We start from the raw sequence: 18,384 nt of genomic DNA, 5'->3' as shown, positions 1-18,384 counted from the left end.
GGTTGGAGAGTTGCGGCTAAAGATCGATGCGCTGGATCCGGGGCAACAAAAGGCGTGGATCATGGCTTGCGCTGTTCGCGCTCGTCGTCAATCTTGCCTTGTCTTTTGGTCACGTTCACGCAATCGACGGCAAGCACGCCGAGAGCGGCCTGGTCTCGCTGATCGGAGCCGCGTTCTCTCATAGCGATCGAACGCAAGGTCATCGCGACGAGAGCCAGCCTGACTATCTCTGTCCTATCTGTACCGCCGTCTCGGCGATTGCAAATGCGGTCATTTCCGCACCGCCCTCGCTCCCGGTGGAATTTGCCGTCGTCAGCCTTGACCAGCCGACCGAAGTTTCTCAACTCTTCGCTGGGCCGCCGACTGCGGCGTTTCAATCGCGCGGACCGCCGATTTCCTGACATCGATCCCTTGTCTCCACCCCGCGCAGCTTGCTGAGCAACGCTGACGCACGGACGGAGAGAGGTCATTCACCACCGAATATACCCGTAGCCTTGGCTTGACGGAATTCGTTCCGCGTCAACGCAACCCATGCGCGCGGCGCAATCAATGCAGCGAAAAGAGATCAGGATGCAATCCAGTCAGACGAGCCATCAGCATGGCAAAATCCGGCGTTTGCGAATGTCGGCAGTCGTTATCAGTCCAATCGCAGTTCTCGCCCTGTTCCCGCAGGCCGCGCTTGCGCAGCAACCAAATCCGCTGCTGCCCCACAACTTGTCGCCATGGGGCATGTTCCTTCACGCCGACATTGTGGTGAAGACGGTGATGGTCGGGCTCGCGTTCGCCTCGCTCGTGACCTGGACGGTCTGGCTGGCCAAAACCTTTGAACTCCAGGTCGCAAAAAGGCTGGCGCGCCGCCGTCTGGCCATGCTGGAGCGTGGGAGCAGCCTGTCAGAGGCCACGCAGGCTTGCGCGAAGAAAAGGGACGCCGTCGCGCAATTGATCCTCTCCACCGCGCGCGAAGCCGACTTGTCCAATGGCATCATCGACGACGGCTTCAAGGAGCGCGTGAGCCTGCGGCTGGAGCGCGTCGAGGCCGCCATGGCGCGGAACTTGTCGCGCGGCGTCGGCATCCTTGCCACCATCGGCGCGACCGCACCATTCGTCGGCCTGTTCGGCACGGTGTGGGGCATCATGAACTCGTTCATCGGCATTTCCGAATCCCACACCACCAACCTCGCGGTGGTGGCACCGGGTATTGCGGAAGCTTTGCTCGCGACCGCGTTTGGTCTCGTCGCCGCGATCCCGGCAGTCGTGATCTACAATCATCTGGCGCGGGTGATCAGCGGCTACCGAACATTGCTCGGCGACGCATCCGCACAACTGCTCCTCATCATCAGCCGCGGGCAATTGCGCCGCCCTCCGGCGTTATCAGATGCTGCGGAGTAATTCATGGGCATGCGTCTCTCCTCAGGTTCGAATAGCGATGATCTCGACGTACTGCACGAGATCAACGTCACGCCGTTCATCGACGTGATCCTGGTTCTCTTGATCATCTTCATGGTCGCGGCGCCGCTCGCGACCGTCGATATCGGCGTCAATCTGCCGGCATCGAGCGCACCCGAGCAGCCGCGGCCGGACAAGCCGGTGTTCGTCACGATCAAGCCGGACGCGACGATTGCGATCGGGGAGACGATCGTACCGCGCGGGGAGCTTGCAAGCGCCCTCGAGGCAGCCACGAACGCTCACAAGGACGAGACGATCTTCGTCCGCGGCGACAAGTCAATTAGCTATGGCCAGCTGATGGAAGTGATGAACGTCTTGCGCGACGCCGGCTATCTCAAGCTCGCGCTGGTCGGTCTCGAGAGCCCGACGACAAAACGATGACTGCGTTCGCGCTCTATTTGCCGGAAAGGCATGGATTCTCCCGATGGATGCTCGCCGCCGCGATTATTCTCGCGGCGCACGGGGCCCTGATCGGCGCGATAGGGTTTTGGCATACGCACCAACCTGTCGAGCCAAACATAGTCCCGGCGATCGCCGTCACGATGGCGCCGGTGGAGGCCTCCGCGCCGACGATCCAGGATCAGGACATTGCGGTCGGTCCAACCATGCAACAGGCGGAAGCCGTACCGAAGGAGGAACGCAAGGTCGAGGAAAAGCCGCTGGAACAGGTGGTGCAGCCGCCACCGCCGCAGCAACAGGCGGACGTCACGCTACCGCGCGAGGAGCAAAAGGTCGAGAAGCCGGAGCCGCAGCCCGTGGCTCCTGCGCCGGAGACGCGCGCGCTGCCGAAGAATTCGCGCATCGGCGAGTTCACCGAGGCCGGCTCCAACGCCTACAACGCGCTGGTGGTTGGTCACCTCGAGAAGTTCAAGCGCTATCCGGCCGCTGCGCACGGCTCTTCCGGCACCGTGATGGTGCGGTTCGCGTTGAACCGCGCCGGGGAGGTCATTTCGAGTGACATTTCGAAATCTTCAGGCAACAGCGTGCTCGATCGCGAGGCGCTGGCTATCCTGCGCCGCGCCAGCCCCTTCCCGCCATTTCCTGCTGCTAAACCGGGTACGCAAGCGAGCTATCTCTGGCCGATGCACTTCTCGCGCTGATCAGGCGGGTGGGACAATGCCAATCGTACAAGCAGTATCGAGCAAACATATCCTGGCCTCGGGGTTTGCCGCGCTCATGATTTGTGGGCTCGCTGAGACAGCCCAATCGGAGACGCCAGCCCAGCCACCTGCGCCCACGCAAAATCCGGCAGCAGCACCGCAGGATGCGCCAACGGGACCTGTCGAAAATCAACCTTCACAAGCGGCACCCGATGAAACTGCACCGGCCACGGTCCTGCCGGAAACCAGCGTTCAGGCGCCGAAGCAGGCGGCGAGGCGTCCGAAGCAGAAGCCGCGCGCGGTCGCCCGCGAGGCCGGGCCGCCCCCGCAAGCGCCGCTTTCACCCGAGGCGCAGGCAGAGGCCCGGATCGCTGCAAAGAATGCGATCTTCGATCAAGCACGCAGCAACATCTTTACGACCGCCGGCACGACCTCCGACACGATCAGCCACGGCGCAATCCAGGATCTGCCGCAAGGCGATAACGCCACGATTGAGAAAGTGTTGTTGCAGGCGCCAGGGGTCACACAGGATTCGGCCGCCAACGGCTCATTGCATGTCCGCAACGATCACGCCAACCTCCAGTACCGGATCAACGGCGTGCTGTTACCGGACGGCGTCACCGGTTTCGGCAGCATTTTCGATACCAGCTTTATCGGCAGCATGTCGCTCGTCACCGGGGCGCTGCCGGCCGAGTATGGCTTGCGCACCGTCGGCCTTGTCGACATCACGACGCGCACAGACCTGTTCAACAACAGCGGCAGCGTCGGTATGTACGGCGGCAGCTTTGGGACGGTGCAGCCGAGCTTCGAATATGGCGGCACTTTCGGCAACAACTGCCCTGCGACCACTACGCCCGGGGCCTACAAGGCGCCTGCTTCCGCCACCGACTGCTTTTCAGGCGTCCAATATTACTTCACCGGGCGCTATCTTCAGAACACGGTGGGCATCGAAAGTGCAACCCCGACTTACAATGCGTTTCACGACTTCTCGCAGCAGGACAGGGGTTTTGCCTACATGTCCGCCTTCGTCGACCCAACGACGCGCGTCAGCCTGATCGCCGGCACGGCGACCAACAATTTCCAGATTCCTGACCGTCCCGGCCAACCGGTCGGCATGATGGGAAGTCCGCCGGTGATGAGCGCCTTCGGCGTCACCGATTTCAATTCATTGCTGCTCAATGAGAACCAGGTCGAGAACACGCAATTTAGTGTGCTGACCGTGCAAAAGTCTTATGACGGCTTTGACGGACAACTCTCCTATTTCAGCCGCTACAACACTCTTCATTTCTCACCGGATCCGATCGGCGATCTTCTGATCAACGGCGTCGCCTCGGACGTCACCCGCACCTCCCTCACCAACGGTCTCCAGGGCGACGGCTCCTACAAGCTCAGCAATGCGCACACGCTGCGGGCAGGCTTCTCTTTTAGCGGCGAGCAGGCCTTCGTCGGAAACACGTCGCTGGTCGAGCCCGTCGACTTCGCCGGCAACCCTATAGACGCTCCCTTCAACATCACCGACAACGTCTCCAAGCTCGGATGGCTCGCCGGCATCTACGTGCAGGACGAATGGAAGGTGACGGACAAGTTCACCATCAATACCGGCCTGCGCTTCGATCAGATGGATCAGTTCGTCAGCGCCAACCAGTTCAGTCCGCGTCTCAGCTTCGCCTATAAGCCGTTCGAGAACACTACGTTTCACGCCGGTTATGCGCGCTACTTCACCCCGCCGGTGCTGGTGGAGGCGGCGCCCACGAATCTCGCGCTGTTCAACAACACTACAGGTGCGGTGTCCGGCCAGAGTAGTCCCGTCCTGCCGGAGCGCTCGCATTATTTCGATGCCGGCGCCGACCAGACATTCAAATTCGGATGCGGCTCGGACGGGAAAGGCTGCTCCAGCCTCGATCTCGGTGTCGACGCCTATTACAAGATTGCGCAGGACCTCATCGACAACGGCCTGTTCGGCCAGGCGCTGGTGCTCGACGCCTTCAACTATGCGCGCGGCTACAATGAGGGCATCGAATTCAAGGCCAAGTTTACCAGCGGCAACTTCCAGGCCTACGGCAACCTCGCCATCGCGCAACAGCGCGCGAACGATCCGGTCTCGAACCAGTATTTATTCGATAACACCACGCCGCTGGCCGACCTCGGTGGCATGACCGAACTTCAATACCTTCAGACGCACTTTATCTATACCGACCATAACCAGTTCGTCACCGCGTCGGCCGGCGCGCTCTATCAGTTCTGCGGCCGGCCAGCGACCGCAGCGGAAATGTCCGGCGACCACGGCTTCTCGTGGTGCGGTATCAAGCTGAGCGCCGACGCGATTTACGGCAGCGGCCTTCGCAACGGTGACGCCAATATCTCGACGGTGCCGCCCTACACGCAGGTCAATTTCGGCATCCAGCGTGAATTCCTGCTCCCGAACGACCCCAAGCCGATGACCATCCGCCTGGATGTCGTCAATCTGTTCGACCGCATCTACGAAATCAGGGATGGGACCGGCATCGGCGTATTCGCACCACAATTCGGGCCGCGGCTCGGCATCTATCTCGGCATATCGAAAAAGATATAGAGGCGATAGCTTGTGCCGTCGGGCTGATCGAACAATGCCCCATCTATGCGCGCCTGTCTTTGCGGGCGGGCTCAAAATGTCTGAGTAGCGTCAAACATCGCTTTTTGGCCCGAAGGCGCCGCGCACCTGGTCTCCTGTTGAGGGCAAAGCGGACACACTCTATTGTCTGTAAGCCTTGGCGGTCCTGTGGTTCCGACGTTCGCAATGGTGCCCGCCGCATCGGGATGCAAATGTTGGAATCGGACCACTGGCAGCGCACCGAATTTTATTCCCTGAACCGCGCGATATGTTCGCAGTCTGGTCTCTTGCCTTCGTCCCATCAGGTGCGCAAGATCCGGCCCTGCCATGATGATCCGCGAAATCAGGCCCGAGGTCGATCGCGATACCCTGCTGGCCGGAGCGCAGTTCGCCGACGCTTTCCGCGTCACGGTTCCGGACGCGGGACTCGATGCGCGGACGGCTGCGATGCGGATATTTTCCGAGAGCCCGCGCTGGGTCAAAGCGCTGCTCGACCTCCGCAACAAGATCGTTGCGCCATTGGGCCTGAAGACCTCCGCCGAGCGCGAAGCGAAGTCCGGCGGCTTGGTCGGAATGTTCCCCGTCCTCAGTGAAACGCCGGAGCGGCTGGTCGCGGGTTTTAATGACCATCACCTGGATTTCCGGGTCGTTATCGATGTCCTTCCCGCCGGAAGCGGCCGGGAAGTGACCGCGACCACCCTGGTGCTCACCCATAACTGGCTCGGGCGCGCCTATCTCGCCGCCATCATGCCGTTCCATCGCAGGGTCGTTAAAACCCTGCTCAGGCAGGTCTGCCGGCTGCCGGCGCCGCAATAGCGATGCTGCCGCGCGGCCATGCGATGGCGGCCATTGAAGAAGACCTGCCGTCGACTTAGGCTCAAGGCAAATCGCGAACCATCAGGGTAAGGGACTAACCATGGCTGAGGAAACCGCCAGACTTGCCGGCTATGTCGCCGCGCTGGAATTCAAGGACATCCCGCCGGAGGTGCGCGAGCGCGCCAAGGCATTGACGCTGGATTTTCTCGGCAGCGCGATCCGGGCGCGGCGCGACGCGGAATCCACCCCGACGCTGTTCAAGACACTTGAAGCACTGGCGCTCGATGCCCGCGGCGAATCCACGGTGTTCGGCGATACGAGAGCCTGGAGCCCCGCGATTGCGGCGCTGCTCAATGGTGCGCTCGGCCATTCGCTCGACTTCGACGACACGCATGCGGATTCCTCGTTGCATCCGAGCGCGCCGGTGGTGCCGGCTGCGTTTGCCGTCGGCGAACTCGTCGGCGCCTCGGGGCGCGAGGTGCTGACGGCGATCGTCGCCGGCTACGAAGTCTGCTGCCGGCTCGGCAACGCGCTCGATCCGACCTCGCATTATGCCCGCGGCTTTCACCCCACCGCGACCGCGGGGACTTTTGGCGCGGCGGCAGCTGCGGCCAAGCTGTTCAAGCTGCCGCAGGACCGGATCATCGCCGCCTTTGGCGTCGCCGGCAGCCAGGCTGCGGGTTCGCTGCAATTTCTGGTCAACGGTGCCTGGAACAAGCGTTACCAGGTCGGCGCCGCGGCGATGAACGGCGTGATTGCCGCGACGCTCGCGCGCAACGATTTTGTCGGTGCGACAGAGTCGATCGAAGGCAAGCATGGCCTGCTGGTCGGCTACAGCGACAATGCGCATCCCGAAAAGGCAGTTGCCGATCTCGGCAAGGTCTATGAGACGATGAAGATCGGCGTCAAACCCTATCCGAGCTGCCGCTACACCCACGCGGCGCTCGATGCCTTGATCGCGATGCGCCGGGAGCACAACCTGACACCGGACCAGATCAAGCGCGTCGAGATCGGGCTGCACCGCAACGGCATCACGCTGACGGGCGATGCCGCGACCAAGCGGCATCCGACCTCGGTGGTCGGCGGCCAGTTCTCGATGTTTTTCACCGGCGCGGTCGCGCTCGACCAGGGTCGCTTCGGCTGGGACGACTACGACCGGCTCGGCGATGCCGCCATCGATGCCCTGGCCGACAAGTTCGATGTCGTGCAGGATGACCGCCTTGAGACCGGCCGCAAGCATCCGTTCGGCGCCCGCGTCAGCATCACCACCGACGATGGCATCCACGAGCGGATCCATGACGATCCCTCCGGCGAGCCGAATTCATTTCCGGATTCACAGGCGATGGCGCAGAAGTTCCTGACCCTCGCGCGTCCCGTGCTCAACGGGCGAGCCGATCAGCTTGCCGATGCGATCCTTTCGCTGGAACGATTTGAACGCATCGATCAGGCGACGCATCTGGGACGGCAGTAAGGCGGCGTTCCCCCGACGCTGCGCGGCGCGCCGCTTGCGTGATCCGCTGCTGAGCCGGGTCCATTTTGCAACATATGTTCCGGCTCTGCGGAGCGGCACTCTCTCGCCGCACCGCGTCCGGGACACGAGAGCGAAGGACAATAGCGGCTGTGGGAATGGCGGGCAGCGGCAAATGACAGCAGCGCGGATATCGGGACAAACTTTTGTGCTTGTTCACGGCGCCTGGCACGGCGGCTGGTGCTGGAGCCGGGTGGCCGATCGCTTGCGCGCGGCGGACAAGCGGGTCTTCACGCCGACGCAGACCGGGCTGGGCGAGCGCAGACATCTGCTCTCGAAAGACATCACGCTCGACACGTTCATTGCCGACATCGCCAATGTCGTCGAGGCCGAGGAACTGAACGACATTGTGCTCGTCGGGCATTCCTTCGGAGGGAACGCGATCAGCGGCGTGGCCGACAGGATGCCGGAGCGAATTCGCCATCTCGTCTATCTGGATTCCCTGATAGTCGAGGGCGGCAGGGCTCCGTTCGGCAATCTGTCGGCCGATGTTGCGGCATCGCGCCGCAAGGCGGCCGAGGAATCGAGTGGCGGCTTGAGCTTTCCGACGCCGGCACCGTCGGCCTTCGGCGTTCTGGAGCCCGCTGATGCCGAATGGGTCAGGCGCCGGCTGACGCCGCATCCGCTCTCGACCTATACCAGCAAGCTGAATATCAAGGGTCCGGTCGGCAACAACCTGCCGCGCACCTACATCCACTGCACCAATCCCTCCTACGCTGCGCTGCAGGCCTCACGCGACTGGGTCAAGGCGCAAGCGGGCTGGCGTTGGGCCGAAATCGCAACCGGCCATGACGCCATGGTGTCGGCGCCGGATGAATTGGCCGGCATGTTGATCAGCATCTCTGAATTGAGCAGGTAAGCACCAGGTTCCATCGCAACCACCAGGCGGGTCGGGCGTTATACGACCTGCGAACGGAGCTTGAGATGGATCAGGAAACAAAGCGCGAGATTGTGGTGCTCTCATTGAGCACGCTTGCAGCCCTTCCCGTCGTGACTGCCGTGGGTCTGGCGGTGGTCACCGGGATTGTGGCCTGGTAGGGCGCCGCAATCGGACCGATACGCGCGAAAGCAAGGCCCGCATGGTTCGCCATGCGGGCCTTTTGCCGTTCTCATGGGCGCTTTGCCACTCTCACGGCAAGTCGCTGCGAAACTCGCGGTTCGCAAGGCTCGCTTCCTCCAGGTCCAGATCGCGCTCGATGTGCCGCCGCGTCTCGTCGGTGATCTTCCCGTCCCGCAGCAGGACGTGGATGAATTTCCGTTCAGCCGCGATCAACTCACGGGTCAGATCGGTGCCCGTCGCCGACAGCAGCCGCGCATCCGGATCGAGCGAACTCGGCAGCTGGCTGACGCGGGTATCGTGCCGCGCGCGCAGCAGGCGTATCACTTCCTCCGACAGGTCCCGGTCCTCGGTGATCGTCTCAAGCGATTTGAGCGCGGCATCGAGCGCCTCGCGCCGCGCGCTGACCTCGGACTCAAGTTCGGCAAAGCGCTCGCTGCGGCCGGTCTGCGCGACCCCGAGCCAGCGCACCACCGGCGCCAGGCTCAAGCCAAATCCCACCAGCGTGATAAAAATGACCCCGAAAGTGACGAACAGGATCTGGTCGCGCTCCGGGAAAGAGCCGCCGTCGGGCAGCGCATAGGGCAGCGCCAGCGCCGCTGCCAGCGAAACCGCGCCGCGGACGCCGGTGAAGGAGAGCACGAATGCCCACTGCCATGGCGGAGCCGGATCGCGCAGGCGTACGCGCCTGATCATGCGTGGCAGGTAGATAGCTGGAAATGTCCAGGCGAAGCGGGCAATGACGATCATCGCGGTGACGAGCGCCGTTGCGATCAGGATTCCGCTTAGCGGAAACTGCTTGGAATGCTCGTAGAGCAGCCGCATCTGGAAGCCCGTCAGCAGAAACAGCATCCCTTCGATGAGATAGATCACCAAATTCCAGAAGAAGACGCCTTGCAGGCGGGTCGCGGCCGAGATCCAGAGCGGCCCGTTCCAGCTCATGTACAGACCGCAGGCGACGGTCGCGATCACGCCGGAGCCGCCGAAGTGTTCCGGCAGCCAGTAGGCGACGTAGGGCGTGAGCAGGGACAGGGTGATCTCGACCTGCGGATCGCGCGCCCAGTGCCTGGCCCGCAGAAACAGCCATCCCACGGCGACGCCGAACAGCGTCTCGGCGACCACGATCGCAGAAAATTCGCCCACGGCCTTCGGCAGCGAGAATGCGCCGGTCGAAATGGCGACGACCGCGAAACGATAGAGAATGAGCGCGGTGGCATCGTTCGCCAGTCCTTCGCCCTCCAGCACCACCATGATCCGTCGCGGAATGGCGAGCTTGCGGGCCACCGCCAGAGGCGCCACGACATCAGGCGGCGCGACGATCGCGCCCAACAGAAAGCCGACGTTCCAGGGCAGCCCGAGCAGGTAGTGCGTCGCAGCCGCCACTGCGAAGGCGGTAAAGATCACGCACCCGACCGAGAGCAGAACGATCGGACGCAGATTGAACTTGAACTCGCGCCAGCTCATGGCGACGGCGGCCGAATAGATCAGCGGCGGCAGCACCAGCAACAGGATCAGTTCTGGCGGCAGCTCGGGTGAAGGCATGCCCGGCACGAAGGCCAGTGTGATGCCGGCGAGCAGCAACAGGATGGCCGGCGCGACCTCGAGGCGCCGCGCGAGCAACGCCGTTCCGGCGAGCACCGCCAGCAGAATCAGAAACAGCTGAAAATTCGCTTCCACGCTCGCCTCAATTCACGCTCGTTGGAGTGGATTTGACATTCTCTGACCAAGCGGCCGCGCGAGGCGGAAAAGCGAATGCTGCAATCGGACAATGGTCAGTTTGCCAACAGGCGAGCGCGCTCTCCGGGAGAACCTTGGCCGGCGCCGGTCACCGGGCGGAAAGGTGCTTCCGTCAGGTACGGGCGCCTGAGCCGCGCTCATTCCTTCAGATCGTATCGGTACGATTTGGACACGATCTGCCAGCCGTCGGGCAGTTTCATCGCCACCAGATAATCGGTGAAATAGCGCGGCGGCCATTGGCATCGCACCTTGACGAACGCGGTGTTCTCGTCGGAACGGTCGATCGTCACGATGAAATCCTCGCGCGCCTTGCCTTCCGACTTGGCCGAGGGCAGCTTTTTGAGGCGCTCCAGCCAATTGGGCACGCTGACGACCTTGAGCTCGCCCTTCTCCAGCCAGCGCAGGTCGGCGGAGGGATGAAACATCGCACCGAGCTTTTCGGTGTCGCATTCATAGAGGCCGTCAAAATAGTTCTGCACGACGGCTTCGACGCTGGAACGATCGTAGCTCATGGCCTTGCTCCCGGTTTGACTGTTTTATGATTTGCGCATGATCTTATCGGAAAACCGATGCACACTTTTCCGGATCATGCGCTAGATCACGCTGGCGGCGATATTGACCATCAGCGCGAGCAGCGCAGTATTGAACACGAATGAGATGATTCCGTGTGCGGTGGCGATCCGGCGGATCGTCTTGTCGGTGATGCCGACGTCGGAGACCTGAGCGGTCATGCCGATGACGAACGAAAAATAGACGAAGTCCCAATAGTCGGCGTGATCCTCCTTGCCGCCGCTCGGGAACTGAAGGCCGCCTGGTTTGTCGCCGCGATAGAATTCGTGGGCATAGTGCAGCGCGAAGCCGGTATGCACCGCTGCCCAGGACAGCGCGACGGTTGCCGTCGCAAAGATCAGCTCGGCCGGCTTGTGCTGGCCCTGTCCCAGCTCGAACACGATCGCCGCCAGGCTGGCGAACGCGCCGAGCGCGGTCAAAAGCGGAATCAGAAAACGGCCGTCGTCCTGGAGCGCGGCCATGCGGCGGATGGTTGCGAGCGAACTTCGCAGCATCATCGCGTAGACCAGAACGATGTAGAACGCGACGAACGTATCCCAGCCGATCAGCAGGCGGGTCACCAGCCGGAGCGATGGAGGCAGCAGGAAGAACGCGGCGATGGCGCACGCAATCGAGAACGAGGTGCGCGGGCGCGCGTAAACGAGGCGGACAGCCCTCGGCAGCTTCCGGAAGCGAACGAGTCTTTCTTCGAAATCTCCGTTCGCCATTCCGCGCTAATTCTTCCGCTCCGCGACGAAGCGCGCGGCCGCGCGCAAGACGTCGCCGCGCGGTCCGAAGATCGACAGTGCCTGGTCTGCGCGCGCCAGAAGATCGCGGACGCGCTGCTTGGCGCCGTCGATCCCGAGCTGGGTGACGAAAGTGGTCTTGCCGAGGGCAGCGTCCTGGCCGGTCTGCTTTCCGAGCGCGGCGGCGTCGCCCTCCACGTCGAGCAGGTCGTCGGCAATCTGGAAAGCTTCGCCGAGCGCGCGGCCGTAATCGTCGAGCGCCTGGTATTCCTTTTGCGAGGACTGGCCGAGCAGGGCGCCGGCAATGCAGCCGAAGCGCAGCAGCGCACCGGTCTTCATCTGCTGCAACCGCGCGACGTCGACCGGTTCGCGGTCGCCGAAGCGGCCTTCGCCGGCGAGGTCCAGCATCTGGCCGCCGACCATGCCGCCGATGCCGGCGCAACGCGCCAGGGCGCGCGTCAGCAAAAGGCGCACCGCAGGGTCCTGGTGGATCTCGTCGCGGGTGATGATGTCGAAGGCGAGCGTCAACAGGCCGTCACCGGCCAGGATCGCAGTCGCGTCGTCGGTCTTCTTGTGCAGCGTCGGCCGTCCGCGGCGAAGATCGCTGTTGTCCATGGCCGGCAGATCGTCGTGGATCAGCGAGTAGCAGTGGATGCATTCCAGCGCCGCGCCGGCGAGCAGGGCAGCCTCTCGCGCCACGCCGAAGATTGCCGCGCTCTCCACCACCAGGAACGGCCGCAGCCGCTTGCCGCCGCCCAGCGTCGAATAGCGCATGGCATCCATCAGCCGCTTCGGCCGCGCGATCTCGTCCGCGAGCAGCGTATCGGCAAGAAGCTTTGCGAGCAGCGCTTCGGTGTCCTCGGCGGTTTGGTCCAGCCGCTTCGCAAAATCCTGTGGTGGCGTCGTTGTCGTCATATAGCTCCTCGTGCCCACTTCCGAAGTTCGTCTCGATCGCAGCACCCCGCTTGTGGTGCGGGGTCTTCAGATCGGCGGTGCCTGCCGAATGGGCCGGACAATCGTTGATGAGCGAGCCCGCGTCAATTGCGCCCGGTCAGTCAAGGGCATGCCTTAAAACCGTTGAAAAAATGAAGGATTGCCCGCCAGATAGGGCAAGCCAAGACATCGAGCCAGATACGGTCGATTTTGTTCAGCCAGAAACGGTCGATTTTGCGCATTGCCCGAACCCTGTTTTTGATCCTCTTGGCCGTGCTTTTGCTGCCCTATCTGGTGGCGCCGTTCTACCGTACCGGTCATCCCGCCTCGACACTGATGGCCTGGCGCTATCTGACGGGTGCCCCGGTATCGCGACAGTGGGTTGACCTTCCCGCCATGGCCACGGCCCTGCCGCGCTCGGTGGTTGCCTCGGAAGATGCGAGGTTCTGCACCCACCGCGGCGTCGACTGGGGCGCCTTGCGCGAGGTGATCGATGATGCGGAAGAGGGCGAGCCTGCCCGCGGCGGTTCGACGATCACCCAGCAGGTCGCCAAGAACCTGTTCCTGTGGCCAGGCCGCAGCGTGGTCCGCAAGGCGCTGGAACTGCCGCTGGCCTTGTGGATCGACTTCGTCCTGCCGAAGACCCGGATTCTCGAAATTTACCTCAATGTCGCCGAGCTTGGCCCCAGCGGGCAGTTCGGCGCCCAGACGGGCAGCCTCTATGCCTTCGGCCATGGCGCCTCCAACCTGACGCCGCGGGAGGCGGCGCTGCTGGCGGCCATCCTGCCGAATCCGCATGTCCGCAGCGCCCGCAACCCCGGACCTGGCTTGCGGCGTCTGGCCGGGATTTACGTGAGACGAGCCCAAGGGGTGGATTTGCAGCGCTGTTGGAGCGAAAATCGGCGCTTTTAAGCCATTTTCAACCTAGCTTTGCACGGCAGCATCCTCTATAAGCGCGGCCTCATCGGCATTTTGAGCTTGCGCCCCAGACGCTTCTGCCGCCCGTTGCGGGACGATGCCACTTTTCGGAATTGGGACAATTGGAAGGACACCGATATGGCTGTTCCCAGAAGGAAAACCTCGCCGTCACGGCGTGGCATGCGCCGCTCGGCGGACGCATTGAAGCGCTCCGCATATGCCGAGGACAAGGATTCGGGCGAACTGCGCCGTCCGCATCACCTCGACCTGAAGACCGGCATGTACAAGGGCCGGCAGGTGCTGAAGAAGAAGGAATCCTGATCCGAAAGCCTGTTGACCGGTCAAGGTCAGCAGGCGGGGCAAGATGGTTGTTGCGGCGAAGCGCTTGGTCGTTGGGCCCCGGCAACACTTGAGAGGCCTTGCCGATGGTCGGTTTCCCGCTGCTTCTGATCCCGCTCGCGGTCTATAACATCATCGTGTTCCTGATGCCCACCGTCTCGCTCACCGAGACGCTGGTGAAGGTGCCGCTGGTGACGTCGGGGGCGGAATGGCCGGTCGCGCTGAGCGATATCCTGCTCGCGCTCGCCATCCTGATGCTGCTGCTCGAGGTCATCAAGGGCGCGCGCCCGGGCGCAAAATTCCTCACCGATCATTTGCTGTCGCTGATCGTGTTTGGCGCGGCCGCGGCCGAATTTCTGCTGTGGCCGAGGTTCGCCAATTCGACCTACTTCCTGCTCACGCTGCTGGCGCTGGTCGATTTCCTCACCAGCGTGGCGCTGCGCGTGCGGCGTACGCCGGCCGTGGCAGGCGTATCACGGGCGACGCGTCGCGCTGCGCCCGAAGTCATCTACGAGCCTGTTGATTCTCGTGATTCTCGCGCCGGCGCAGTGCCGTCGGCCAACGAAAGCGTGAGCCCTGCAGCGGCGCCTTCCGCGCCGGCCTTCACCCATCCCGAGACCCCCGCTGTCGCACCGGCGCCTGAGCATCATGCGGAGGCGAAACCCGCCGGCGCGCCGTTGCCGCCTGAGGCGCATTAATTCCCCTTCGCAGGCTATACCACCTGCCGCATCCGACTGCCCGCGCTCTGCGGTGCGCTCTGGCGCGGCCGATAGGCGGCCTGGGCGTCCGCCGTGCTGGCGCGCCGCGACTGGCGCGTCTGCGGCACCTGTTCGGCCTGGGCAATCAGATGCGTGACAAAGATCGGGTCGGGCGCCCAGCGGTACCAGCGCCGGCGGGCTCGTCGTTCAACGAAGCCTGACAGCGGCACCAACGCGCGGCTTGTGGGCCTTTCTCGCGTGGTCGTTTCGGTTCGATCGGCGGGCATCGGCACAACGGCTTCTCTGCTGGACTGTTACATTTTGGGACAGCGCGGTCCTCTGTTACAGTCGTCCTCGCAAGGGTCATGCCGGCCCGAGATGTTTCGCTCCTGTTTTCGGAAACCGACGTGGTTTCCGGAATATTTATGAAGCTTACATAAGGTTGAAGCTCGATTGGCCAGTCTTTGTGGCCGAAGAGTCAGTCCGCTCATCCGCGCCTGATCCGGAAAAAGCGGGAACCGGTTTTCCGAACCGATCAGGCGCAAAGCAAAGAACTGTCCCGAAACGAGGCGACCGTGAACGACATTCTTCCCCCGGCCGATCAAATCCTCGCCTCGCTCGGCCAGGCCGCCTTCGTCTGGGATATCGCGGCAGATAAAATAATCTGGAGCGAGCATGTCGCCGCCGTGTTTCCCGATATCCCGCGCGAAAGGCTCGCCACGGCTGCGGAGTTCTCCAAGCTGATCGAGCCGCAGCCGTCGGTTCGATCAGACGCGCTCGCCTCGCCCGCCGCGCAGTCGCCGGACGGCGCGCCCTACCGGATCGAATATGGCGTGCGGGCGAATACGTCGGCACAAGTGCAATGGATCGAGGAGACCGGTTGCTGGTTTGCCGGGCCCGACGGCAGGCCGGCGCGCGCCCACGGCATTGTCCGCGTCAATAACGAGCGCCATGCCCGCGACGAGCAACTCCTCAAGCTGTCGCAAAACGATCCATTGACCGGCGAGCTCAACCGCACGCATCTGATCGCCTCGCTCGCGGAAGTGATCGAGGAAGCCATGCGCTTCCGCACCAATTGCGCCTTCATGCTGATCGGCATCGATCATCTGGCGCGTATCAACGACGCCTTCGGCTTCGACGTCGCGGACGCGGTGATTTGCGAAGTGGCGGGGCGGATTCGCGCGCGCCTGCGCGGCGGCGACGTGTTGGGACGCTTTTCCGGCAACAAGTTCGGACTGGTGTTGAAGAACTGCACCATCGACGACATGAGCGTCGCCGCCGAGCGCTTTCTTGCCGCGATCCGCGACGAGGTGGTGCCGACCAGATCCGGTCCGGTTTCGGTTACCGCCTCCATCGGCGGCGTCACCGTGCCGCGCTATGCGCGCAGCGCCGATGAAGCGATCAACCGGGCGCAGGAAACGCTGGAAGCCTGCAAGAGCCGCCGCGCCGGCTCGTTTGCGCTGTGGCGGCCGAATGTCGAGCGCGACGCGCAGCGCCGGGTCAATATTCGCGTCACCGACGAGATCGTCACTGCGCTCAACGAGCGCCGCATCACCATGGCCTTCGAGCCGGTGGTCAGCGCGAAGGCGCGCGATGCCGCTTTCTATGAATGCCTGGTCCGCATGGAGCAGGATGACGGCCAGGTGCTGCTTGCACCCGACATCGTTCCCGTCGCCGAACGCCTCGGGCTGATCCGCCTGGTCGATCACCGCGTGCTCGAGCTGGTGGTCGCCGAGCTCGCGGGATCGCCTCAGGTCGAGCTCAGCCTCAATATTTCGCCGGACACCACCATGGATCCGGACTGGTGGACGTCGATCGAAACGCTGATGCGCGCCCATCCGGGCGTCGGCGAGCGGCTGATCGTCGAAATTACCGAGACGGTGGCGATCCAGAATGTCGAGGACGTCCGCGGCTTCGTCACGCGACTGAAAAATTTCGGCAGCCGGATTGCGATCGACGATTTCGGCGCGGGCTACACCTCGTTCCGGAACCTGCGCAAGCTTGGGGTCGACATTGTGAAGATCGATGGCGCCTTCGTGCAGAACATCGCGCGCTCCGCCGACGACCGCGCCTTCGTGCAGACGCTGATCGATCTGGCGCGACGGCTCGACATCAAGACCGTCGCCGAATGGGTGCAGGATGAAGAAGCTGCGGGGATGCTGCGCGACTGGGGCTGCGACTACATCCAGGGCCGGCTGATCGGGCTGGCCTCGTTGCGGCGGCCATGGCAGCGGCCGGCGGAGGCCGTGGTGCCGGCGGCGGGATAGAGTCCCGACAAGCGGATGCAAAGCAGATAACCAATATCGGCGCGCCGGGCGATCAAGCGGCAGGGCGCTCGCGGCAGCGCACATACGGAACATTATTACAGCTGCGAATGTCGCGGAACGAATTGGCTCCTCAGCCTTTCTCTGGCTTTGGGGAGGTGCCCATGACCACTCAGGCAGTAGACAGCGCGTGCGCATTCGCTTGGCGGAATTACTTGCTGCTCCACAGCGGCATCAGTGAGAACGACAACAGGCGTTCCGCCCTTCATCGCTATGTCAGCAACGTCCGTGACGCCGGCGGGTATGATTTCGATCTCCTGCAAATTGCGGCGGTCACTTATCTGAAAAAGCTGGATGAATTGCACGACGACCGCGGTGCAAGACTCGCGGCTGATCAGACTTTAGCCGACTGTCTGCAATCACAGAATGCGCAATCGCCCGGCGCGTAACCCGGCGCCCGGCTTTCGACTACAATCCAGAGCGGAAGGAGCGAAAAGCATGGCAGAGAAGACGATCTTCAACCCACAAGGAAACATCAGCGCAGCAACAGCAATCGGCTTCAACAGTTTGAAGCCCATGATGCACTTTCAGGCCACAATGCTGAGAATGTGGGCCGACAGCATCGAGAGGTTCGCGGGCAGCTACGAAAAGGGCTTGCAGGAAAGCGAGGCGACCGCCGAGGCACAGTTGGAGAAGGAACGCGCGGCGTAGCCTGAGGCGACCTGTTGCGCAGCAGCGAAGCCGCGCGACAGGTCAGGTCGAAGTCGCACGGACCTCCGGTTTGTGCCAAAGTTTGGACATGTCGCTCTCACGCCCTTGACGCAAAGGGGTGGCTCCATGCGATCATCCAACAAACGAACACAAGCTCGGCAAAGGGAGGATGACGGCCATGGCGGGATATTCCGGAGAGTGTTTTTGTGGCGCCGTGCGCGTCGAGGTCTCCGGAGAGCCCGAAGGGATGGGTTATTGCCATTGCCGATCATGCCGTTCGTGGTCGGGCGGGCCGGTCAATGCCTTCACCCTCTGGAAGCCGGAGGCTGTGAAGATCACCGAGGGGGCCGAACACGTCGGGGTGTACCAAAAGACGCCGGTCAGTGAGCGGCAATACTGCAAGAAGTGCGGCGGCCATTTGATGACCAATCACCCTCCGTTGGGACTGGTGGACGTATTCTCGGCTACACTGCCGACGCTCAAATTCGCACCTGGCGTTCACGTGAACTATGCCGAGACTGTCCTTCCCATCAAAGATGGACTTCCGAAGTTCAGGGATTTTCCGGCGGAGTTCGGCGGATCAGGCGAGCAGATCGCCGAGTAGTGGCTGTCCGCCGCAGGAGCGCTGCGTTGAACGCCGCCTGACGGTTTTCGGTCAGCCATAGCCGACCACCGGCGGCGCATTCTGGATCCAGAAATTGCCGGGTAGGAGAAGGTTTCAGCGGACCATCGGCTGCTGATGGAAACATCAAACGTGCTGCCGGGTTATGTCCTCGCTTTGCGGTGAACGAACAGCGAGCAGTATGAGCGGAACGCAATATTCGCCCGCTTCACTGCTGCGAGCGAGGAGTACAGGTCATGTGCATGAAGTCCGGGACGTTCGCATTATTTCTTCTGGCGGGCGGCGCCCTGCTTGTCGTCCAAAATGCGAGCGCCCAGAACAACACCCCGC

At 62.8% G+C, this 18,384-nt stretch carries 20 protein-coding genes; 15 read left to right on the top strand and 5 right to left on the bottom strand.

Features of this window, described 5'->3' with window-relative positions:
• The first annotated feature begins 26 nt into the window (after positions 1-26).
• The 8 genes from NEZ08_RS15090 (at position 27) to NEZ08_RS15055 (ending at position 8,339) form a co-directional block, all read left to right on the top strand.
• The gene (locus NEZ08_RS15090) at positions 27-401 is read left to right on the top strand and encodes a DUF2946 family protein (RefSeq protein ID WP_298108228.1); all 375 of its coding nucleotides are present in this window, start codon (positions 27-29) and stop codon (positions 399-401) included.
• A gap of 220 nt (positions 402-621) precedes the next feature.
• Complete coding sequence (exbB, locus tag NEZ08_RS15085; RefSeq protein WP_298108226.1) at positions 622-1,389, top strand: tonB-system energizer ExbB; 768 nt, start codon at positions 622-624, stop codon at positions 1,387-1,389.
• 3 nt (positions 1,390-1,392) lie between these two features.
• Positions 1,393-1,827, top strand: coding sequence for a TonB system transport protein ExbD (gene exbD, locus NEZ08_RS15080; protein ID WP_298108224.1), 435 nt, complete (start codon positions 1,393-1,395; stop codon positions 1,825-1,827).
• Positions 1,824-2,546: a TonB family protein gene (locus NEZ08_RS15075; RefSeq protein ID WP_298108221.1), complete on the top strand. Its 723-nt coding sequence runs from the start codon at positions 1,824-1,826 to the stop codon at positions 2,544-2,546. Before exbD ends, NEZ08_RS15075 begins: the two co-directional genes overlap by 4 nt.
• Before the next feature lie 16 nt (positions 2,547-2,562).
• Positions 2,563-5,118: a TonB-dependent receptor gene (locus tag NEZ08_RS15070; RefSeq protein ID WP_298108219.1), complete on the top strand. Its 2,556-nt coding sequence runs from the start codon at positions 2,563-2,565 to the stop codon at positions 5,116-5,118.
• 345 nt (positions 5,119-5,463) lie between these two features.
• Positions 5,464-5,952, top strand: coding sequence for a DUF2867 domain-containing protein (locus tag NEZ08_RS15065; protein WP_298108217.1), 489 nt, complete (start codon positions 5,464-5,466; stop codon positions 5,950-5,952).
• 100 nt (positions 5,953-6,052) lie between these two features.
• Complete coding sequence (locus tag NEZ08_RS15060; protein WP_298108215.1) at positions 6,053-7,423, top strand: MmgE/PrpD family protein; 1,371 nt, start codon at positions 6,053-6,055, stop codon at positions 7,421-7,423.
• A 172-nt stretch (positions 7,424-7,595) separates the two neighbouring features.
• Positions 7,596-8,339, top strand: coding sequence for an alpha/beta fold hydrolase (locus NEZ08_RS15055; protein ID WP_298108212.1), 744 nt, complete (start codon positions 7,596-7,598; stop codon positions 8,337-8,339).
• A gap of 270 nt (positions 8,340-8,609) precedes the next feature.
• Here the strand turns inward: NEZ08_RS15055 and NEZ08_RS15050 are convergent, their stop codons facing one another.
• The 4 genes from NEZ08_RS15050 to NEZ08_RS15035 form a co-directional block, all read right to left on the bottom strand.
• Positions 8,610-10,214: a Na+/H+ antiporter gene (locus tag NEZ08_RS15050; RefSeq protein ID WP_298108210.1), complete on the bottom strand. Its 1,605-nt coding sequence runs from the start codon at positions 10,212-10,214 to the stop codon at positions 8,610-8,612.
• Positions 10,215-10,411: 197 nt separating this feature from the next.
• The gene (locus NEZ08_RS15045) at positions 10,412-10,786 is read right to left on the bottom strand and encodes a nuclear transport factor 2 family protein (RefSeq protein WP_298108208.1); all 375 of its coding nucleotides are present in this window, start codon (positions 10,784-10,786) and stop codon (positions 10,412-10,414) included.
• A gap of 81 nt (positions 10,787-10,867) precedes the next feature.
• Positions 10,868-11,551 carry a DUF1345 domain-containing protein gene (locus tag NEZ08_RS15040; protein ID WP_298108206.1) on the bottom strand — a complete coding sequence of 228 codons (684 nt, stop codon included), beginning with the start codon at positions 11,549-11,551 and terminating at the stop codon, positions 10,868-10,870.
• A gap of 6 nt (positions 11,552-11,557) precedes the next feature.
• The gene (locus tag NEZ08_RS15035) at positions 11,558-12,484 is read right to left on the bottom strand and encodes a polyprenyl synthetase family protein (RefSeq protein ID WP_298108204.1); all 927 of its coding nucleotides are present in this window, start codon (positions 12,482-12,484) and stop codon (positions 11,558-11,560) included.
• A gap of 252 nt (positions 12,485-12,736) precedes the next feature.
• Here NEZ08_RS15035 and NEZ08_RS15030 point away from each other — a divergent pair, with 252 nt between their 5' ends.
• From NEZ08_RS15030 to NEZ08_RS15020, 3 genes are all read left to right on the top strand, one after another.
• Positions 12,737-13,414, top strand: a complete 678-nt coding sequence (locus NEZ08_RS15030) for a transglycosylase domain-containing protein (RefSeq protein WP_298108202.1) — start codon at positions 12,737-12,739, stop codon at positions 13,412-13,414.
• A gap of 144 nt (positions 13,415-13,558) precedes the next feature.
• A complete protein-coding gene (gene rpmF / locus NEZ08_RS15025) occupies positions 13,559-13,741 on the top strand; it encodes a 50S ribosomal protein L32 (RefSeq protein WP_298108200.1) in 183 nt (60 codons plus the stop codon).
• Between the two features lie 104 nt (positions 13,742-13,845).
• Positions 13,846-14,457 (top strand): hypothetical protein, encoded by a 612-nt coding sequence (locus tag NEZ08_RS15020; protein WP_298108198.1) that lies wholly within the window; start codon positions 13,846-13,848, stop codon positions 14,455-14,457.
• A 14-nt stretch (positions 14,458-14,471) separates the two neighbouring features.
• On the opposite strand, the gene NEZ08_RS15015 is transcribed toward NEZ08_RS15020, so the two are convergent.
• A complete protein-coding gene (locus NEZ08_RS15015) occupies positions 14,472-14,744 on the bottom strand; it encodes a hypothetical protein (RefSeq protein ID WP_298108196.1) in 273 nt (90 codons plus the stop codon).
• 288 nt (positions 14,745-15,032) lie between these two features.
• Between NEZ08_RS15015 and NEZ08_RS15010 the strand changes: the two genes are divergently transcribed.
• The 4 genes from NEZ08_RS15010 (at position 15,033) to NEZ08_RS14995 (ending at position 18,036) form a co-directional block, all read left to right on the top strand.
• Positions 15,033-16,724 carry a bifunctional diguanylate cyclase/phosphodiesterase gene (locus NEZ08_RS15010; protein ID WP_298108194.1) on the top strand — a complete coding sequence of 564 codons (1,692 nt, stop codon included), beginning with the start codon at positions 15,033-15,035 and terminating at the stop codon, positions 16,722-16,724.
• Between the two features lie 161 nt (positions 16,725-16,885).
• A complete protein-coding gene (locus NEZ08_RS15005; RefSeq protein WP_298108192.1) occupies positions 16,886-17,170 on the top strand; it encodes a hypothetical protein in 285 nt (94 codons plus the stop codon).
• Positions 17,171-17,219: 49 nt separating this feature from the next.
• Positions 17,220-17,432: a hypothetical protein gene (locus tag NEZ08_RS15000; RefSeq protein ID WP_298108190.1), complete on the top strand. Its 213-nt coding sequence runs from the start codon at positions 17,220-17,222 to the stop codon at positions 17,430-17,432.
• Positions 17,433-17,610: 178 nt separating this feature from the next.
• Positions 17,611-18,036 carry a GFA family protein gene (locus NEZ08_RS14995; protein ID WP_298108258.1) on the top strand — a complete coding sequence of 142 codons (426 nt, stop codon included), beginning with the start codon at positions 17,611-17,613 and terminating at the stop codon, positions 18,034-18,036.
• Positions 18,037-18,384: the final 348 nt, after the last annotated feature.

Source organism: Bradyrhizobium sp. (assembly GCF_027451485.1).
GTDB lineage: Bacteria > Pseudomonadota > Alphaproteobacteria > Rhizobiales > Xanthobacteraceae > Bradyrhizobium.
The sequence above is the reverse complement of the archived record's forward strand: the minus strand, read 5'-3'. Positions and strand labels throughout refer to the sequence as shown.